This is a genomic window from Campylobacter concisus (genome assembly GCF_902460595.1).
In the GTDB taxonomy this organism is placed as follows: Bacteria; Campylobacterota; Campylobacteria; order Campylobacterales; family Campylobacteraceae; genus Campylobacter_A; species Campylobacter_A concisus_BL.
In genome coordinates, this window is record NZ_CABPVA010000001.1 from 807,839 (window position 1) to 812,947 (window position 5,109).

Sequence of the window (5,109 nt, forward strand, 5' to 3'; positions counted from 1 at the left end):
TTTAAAATAAGCTTAATAAACAAGGAAAAATGTGGAGTTTGATTATTACGAGATCCTTGAAATTTCAAGAAATGCAAGTGGTGACGAGATAAAAAAAGCCTTTAGAAAGCTCGCTTTAAAATACCATCCAGACAGAAACGCTGGCGACAAAGAGGCTGAGCAGAAATTTAAACAGATAAACGAAGCCTATCAGGTCTTAAGCGATGAGCAAAAGCGCTCTATCTACGATAGATACGGCAAAGAAGGGCTTGAGGGTAGATTTGGCAGTGGCGGTGGTTTTAGCGCTGATTTTGACCTCTCAGACATTTTTGACTCGTTTTTTGGAGGCGGTTTTGGCAGTGGCTCTAGACAGAGAAAACGACGAAGCGAAAAATACTCAGCCGACCTTGAAATTCCTATAAATTTAGAGTTTAACGAAGCTGTTTTTGGCTGCGAAAAAGAGATCAAATTTGATCAAAAAGTGCCTTGCCCAACATGCAACGCAACAGGCAGTAAAGATGGCAAAAACAAAACTTGCCAACACTGCGGCGGAAGCGGCAGGATCACACGTGGAAATGGCTTTATGAATATCGTTCAAGAGTGCCCATACTGCCACGGATCTGGCGAAGTGATAAGCGAGCCATGTCCTGATTGCAACGCAAAAGCCTATAAAATCCAGCAACAAAGTGTCAAAATCACGATCCCGGAGGGCGTTGATAGTGGCATGAGGATGAGGGTCGCTGGCAAAGGCAATATCGGTGCAAACGGCGTTCAAGGCGATCTTTACGTGAGCATAAACGTAAAAGAGGACAAGCACTTCATCCGCCACAATGACGATGTTTATATAGAAATTCCAGTCTTTTTTACCCAAGCTGTTCTTGGCGAGAGCATAAAAATCCCAACACTTCGCGGTGAAGCCGAGCTAAAACTGCCAGTTGGCGCGAAAGATAAACAGCAATTTATCTTTGAAAATGAGGGCATCAAGGGCGTAAATTCACGCAAAAAAGGCAGACTTGTAGCTCAAATTTCTATCCAAACACCTGACAAACTAAGCGACGAGCAAAAAGAGCTTTTAAACAAGCTTCAAGCTAGTTTTGGCATAGTTTCAGGCAAGTCAAGCACCGATGAGAGCGTCTTTGATAAGATAAAAAGCTGGTTTAAAGGCGACGAGCCAAAAGGCAAAAAGAAAAAATAAATTTAGATTTGTGACGCTAAATTTGGCGTCACAAAATCTTTAAAATAAATTTTATATCCTAATTTTTACAAGTAAATTTCACACAAATTTTAAAATTTATTAGTGAGCATATCACGTTTCTAAATTTAGTGGCGAGCTTTGCAAGATCTAAATTTAGTAGTCTGCTAAGGCGAGTGAGTAAGATTTTAAAATTTGCAAAATAGCTTTAATTTCTTTTTATTCAAAAAGGGAGACAAGGGGACTCGAGTTACGAGGCCGTCCCCTTATCCCCCTTTTTAAATCCCCTAAACCCCTCGCACGTTAGAAGTGCATGCGATAGCACTATCGTGCCGCATGCGTTTTGCTATCAAGTAAGTTTTCGCAAATTTTAAAATTTCTTGAACGAGTAATTTCGGCTCTGATTTTAGTGGCAAGCTTTACGAGGCCTAAAATCAGTAGTCAACTCTTGCGAGTGAATGAAGTTTTAAAATTTACGAAAAAGTAGTAGTTTTATTTTAAAGCACATAGTTTAAATTTCAAATTTAGATCCAGCATATCACACTTCAAAATTTGGTGGCAAAAACGTAGAAATATAAATTAAGGCAAGTGCATAAAAGCGTATAAATTTAAAAGAAATTTTAGTGCCAAAATATCAGGCACTAAAATCCATAAATTTACTCGGTTGCAAGGTCTAGGTAATAATCAAGCTGGTCGCGTCTGATGATACGTATGAGATTTGTGCTACCCTCTACGCCTGTTGGGTGGCCAGCTGTGACGAGATAGGTCTTGTCATGCTCGACGTATCCAGCGTCGTAAGCCTTTTTGATGACATTTGCAAGTAGGACATTTAGCTTTGTCTTTTCAAGCACAAGCGCTGGCGTCACGCCCCAAGCAAGAGTCAGCATGTGAGCCGTCTGCTCGTCGTGCGCGATAGCTATGATGTCGATGTTTGTGCGGTTTCTAGCTAGTTTTATGGCCGATTTGCCAGAGCCTGTGATAGAGAGTATCGCATTGGCCTTGATGCGAACAGCTAGCGAAGCTGCGCTATTTGCGACCATGTCAGTCTCGTCAAAAAAGTCAAATTCGTCAAATTTATTGTATGGATAGATGCTTTGCGTCTGGATGATCGTTTTGCTCATCGCCTCAACGACTGCGACTGGGTTTTTGCCGATCGCGCTCTCCTCGCTTAGCATAACCGCATCAGTGCCGTCTAGCACGGCGTTTGCCACGTCACTGATCTCCGCTCTTGTGGCAGTTTCATGCTCTGCCATGCTTAGCATCATCTGAGTTGCTGTGATGACTGGCTTGCTGGCTGCATTTGCCTTTTTGATGATGAGCTTTTGTATGGTTGGCACCTTGTAAAATGGCACTTCTATGCCAAGATCGCCACGAGCTACCATGATACCGTCGCTCTTTGCGATGATGTCGTCTATGTTTTCGACCGCGTCAAATTTCTCGATCTTAGATAAGATAGCCGCTTTGGAGCCAAATTCTTTTAAGATATTTCTTGCTTTTATCACGTCATTTGCGTCTTGTACGAAGCTAATGGCGACAAAATTTACGCCCTGCTTTGCGCCAAATTCCATATCTTCTTTATCTTTTGGCGTGATGATGTCGATACCAAGGGTGGTATTTGGGAAATTTACGCCTTTGTTTGAGTTTAAAATTCCGTCATTTTCGATAATGGTTTTTACCACATCTTTGCCCTCGCCTGTAACTCTTGCTCTGATCGAGCCATCGTAGAGATAGACGTACTCGCCAGCCTTTAGCATAGGTAAAATTTGAGGCTGATTTAGGCTCACTCTATAAACGCCCTTTTCGATCTTCTCGCCCACGATATCCTCGGCATAAATGCTAAGCTCGTCGCCAGCTTTTAAGTAAAATGGCTCGCAAAGCTTGCCAACTCTGATCTTTGGACCGCAGATATCTTGCAAGATACCTATGCGTTTGTTTAGTCTTTTTTCGATGTTTCTTATCTTATCGATGTTTGATTTGTGGTATTCGTGTGTTCCGTGGCTAAAATTTAAACGAAAAACATTAACCCCTGCTTTAACCATCGCTTCCATCGTCTCTTCGTTGTCACTTGCTGGCCCTAAAGTCGCTACTATTTTCGTCTTTTTTATCATTTTTATGCCCTGTAATTTGATTTTTGCGATTATAACACAATTTAATAATGTAAATTTTTTGTATAATATGCAAAATTTTTAAAGGAGAGAGTATGAATAAATTTTTATTAGCATCTCTTGGCCTAGCAGCTCTTGCTTGCGCTGCCATGGGAGATGACAAAGTCTATAAGCTCAAGCTTGCAAGCTCATGGGAGAGCACTATGCCAGTGCTTGGTGACGTTCCAAAAGAGCTAAAAGAGAAGGTCGAAAAGATGAGTAACGGCCGCATTGAGATCAGGATCGACTACCCGTCAAAGCACAAGTCACCTTTTGCGATGCTTGACTTTGCAAAGAGCGGTCAATACGACATCGGCTACACAGCTAGCTACTACTACAAGGGCAAAGACCCTAAGACAATGTTTTTTACAGCGACACCATTTATGATGAATACCGACGAGCAAACAGCTTGGTATGAATTTGGCGGCGGCAAAGAGCTAGAGGCGAAAGTTTTTGATCCATATAACATCAAAATTTTTAGAGCTGGTAACACTGGCATGCAAATGGGCGGCTGGTTTAAAAAAGAGATCAAGTCAGTTGATGATATCAAAGGCTTAAAGATCAGAATTCCAGGCTTTGGCGGTGAAATTTACGCTAAACTTGGCGCAAACATCAACACTATCCCAACTGGAGAGCTTTACATGGCTCTTGAGATGGGCACTATCGATGCAGTCGAGTGGGTTAGCCCAGCTTATGACATGGCACTTGGCTTTCACAAAGTGGCAAAATACTATTACACAGGCTGGCAAGAGCCAGATGGCGAAACTCAGTTTTTCTTCAACAAAAATGCGTATGAAAAACTTCCAGATGATCTAAAAGCGATCTTTGAAGCGGCTGCTGCTGAAGTAGCAAGAGATGTAAATACTAAGGTATTTTACGCAAACGTAGAGTACTGGGACAAGATGAAGGCTGAGTACCCAGACATCCAAGTAAAATCTTTCCCACCAGAGGTCATCGCAGCTCTTAAAAAGGCTACAAACGAGCTACTTGATGAAGAGAGCGCAAAAGATCCACTATTTAAAGAGATCGTCGAGTCTCAAAGAGCTTTCCTCAAAAAAGCAAGAGAATGGACTAAAATTTCTGACTACGCTTACATCAAAACAAACGAAGAGAAATAACCACAGCAGGGAGCTCTCCCTGCTTTTTAAAATTTAAAACCACCACAAAAACTAATCACAATAAGACTTTAAAGCAAAAAATAAGACAATAGTGAAAATTTCATAGGAAAAAGAGATGAAAAAAGTCAAATTTATAGTTTTTATCTGCTTGTTTATACTGCTACCACTTGCTTATTTTAATGGCCTTATAAGAATTTCTGATCTAACTAGCGAACAAGAGAGCATTGCTAAAAAGTATGGTGGTGTTTATGTATTTGATGAGAAGTTAGAGAAGGAGATAGATAAGAGAGAAGAAGAGAGGGATAAGTATCTTGATGATTTCTTTAAAAACAATAATAGAGATTTTGACTTAAATGATCAAGCTATTATGAATGAAAAATTACCTAGAGTTTTATCTAATGGTAAAAAATATTACCTCAGATGGATTGATTATGAAAATGAGACTAGAAAAAAGATAAAAACTCCACAAATTTACAAAGATAAAATAAAAGAATTTATTGGCAGTGAAGATTATGAAAAATTTAAACCATCTTATGACTTGGGCTATTTTTATATCGATGATAATGATGAAGTAAGAGTAATCGATCTAAGTTTAGACTACTACGTTGTCGAAATAACATATACACTTTCAGGTGATGAAGCAAGTGGGATAAAATTTACCAAAAACAGATATATA

General features: G+C 40.0%; 4 protein-coding genes. 3 read left to right on the plus strand and 1 reads right to left on the minus strand.

All coding sequences use genetic code 11. From position 1 onward, the window contains the following. Positions 1-31: 31 nt before the first annotated feature. A complete protein-coding gene (gene dnaJ / locus F3G86_RS03950; protein ID WP_148786968.1) occupies positions 32-1,174 on the plus strand; it encodes a molecular chaperone DnaJ in 1,143 nt (380 codons plus the stop codon). 653 nt (positions 1,175-1,827) lie between these two features. Here dnaJ and pyk read toward each other — a convergent pair. Then, positions 1,828-3,279: a pyruvate kinase gene (pyk, locus tag F3G86_RS03955; RefSeq protein ID WP_149723047.1), complete on the minus strand. Its 1,452-nt coding sequence runs from the start codon at positions 3,277-3,279 to the stop codon at positions 1,828-1,830. A gap of 92 nt (positions 3,280-3,371) precedes the next feature. On the opposite strand from pyk, the gene F3G86_RS03960 reads away from it, so the two are divergent. Together F3G86_RS03960 and F3G86_RS10400 are read left to right on the plus strand one after the other, a co-directional pair. Beyond that, positions 3,372-4,433: a TRAP transporter substrate-binding protein gene (locus F3G86_RS03960; protein ID WP_103558887.1), complete on the plus strand. Its 1,062-nt coding sequence runs from the start codon at positions 3,372-3,374 to the stop codon at positions 4,431-4,433. A gap of 115 nt (positions 4,434-4,548) precedes the next feature. Further along, a partial coding sequence (locus tag F3G86_RS10400; RefSeq protein WP_188116409.1) for a hypothetical protein occupies positions 4,549-5,109 on the plus strand: 561 nt, incomplete at its 3' end.

What these genes read in the sequence shown, in the direction of transcription:
- pyk (WP_149723047.1), bottom strand. Translation starts at nt 3,279, where the DNA reads ATGATAAAAAAGACGAAAATAGTAGCGACTTTAGGGCCAGCAAGTGAC.
- F3G86_RS03960 (WP_103558887.1), top strand. Translation starts at nt 3,372, where the DNA reads ATGAATAAATTTTTATTAGCATCTCTTGGCCTAGCAGCTCTTGCTTGC.